This window comes from Pseudomonas sp. K8 (assembly GCF_014889455.1).
Taxonomy (GTDB): Bacteria; Pseudomonadota; Gammaproteobacteria; order Pseudomonadales; family Pseudomonadaceae; genus Aquipseudomonas; species Aquipseudomonas veronii.
In genome coordinates this window covers 1-830 of record NZ_VJWO01000134.1, presented here as the reverse complement: position 1 = coordinate 830, position 830 = coordinate 1, and the positions used below count along the sequence as shown (strand labels likewise).

At 68.0% G+C, this 830-nt stretch carries 1 protein-coding gene; it reads left to right on the top strand.

All coding sequences use genetic code 11. The features are described 5' to 3' along the window. A partial coding sequence (locus tag INT12_RS30565) for a TonB-dependent receptor plug domain-containing protein (RefSeq protein WP_226926393.1) occupies window positions 1-830 on the top strand: 830 nt, incomplete at both ends.

Below are 830 nucleotides of genomic sequence, written 5' to 3'. Positions count from 1 at the left end.
GGCCCACGCACAGGACGCCGCCCCGGCCACCGCGCCGGCGCAGGCCACCACCCTGGACCAGGTCCAGGTGACCGGCACCCGCGGCACCATCCAGACCTCGATCGACAAGAAGCGCGACGAGACCGTGGTGTCCGATGTGCTCTCGGCCGAAGACATCGGCGACCTGCCGGCGCTGTCCATCGGCGAAGCCATCGAAACCATCACCGGTGCCTCCACCCACCGCGAGAAGGGCGGCGCCTCCGAAATCTCGATCCGTGGCCTGGGCCCGTTCCTGGGCTCGTCCACCTTCAATGGCCGCGAGGCCCCCAACGGCAGCGGCGACCGCTCGGTGAACTTCCACCAGTTCCCCTCGGAGCTGATCAACAACGTGCACATCTACAAGACCCAGCGCGCCGACTTCGTCGAAGGCGGCACCGCCGGCACCGTCAACATGGAAACCGTCAAGCCGCTCGAATACGGCAAGCGCACCTTCCAGCTGGACGGGCGCGGCACCTGGCAGGAATACGACGATCGCCTCAAGGACGGCGACGGCGTGGGCTGGCGCGGTACCGCCAGCTACATCGACCAGTTCGCCGAAGACACCTGGGGCATCGCGCTGGGCTACGCGCACAGCGACAACCCGATCCAGGAAAACCAGGTCGGCCTGTACGAGCCGTGGACCACCGAGCACACTGACAACGGCGACCGCCCCGGCGTGGCCCCGGGCACCTTGTTCTCCGACGGCATCAAAGCCCTGCGCCGCACCGGCAATGCCAAGCGCGATGGCTACATGGCCACCGTGCAGTTCCGCCCGTCCACTCAGTGGACCAGCACGCTCGCCCAGTTCCACC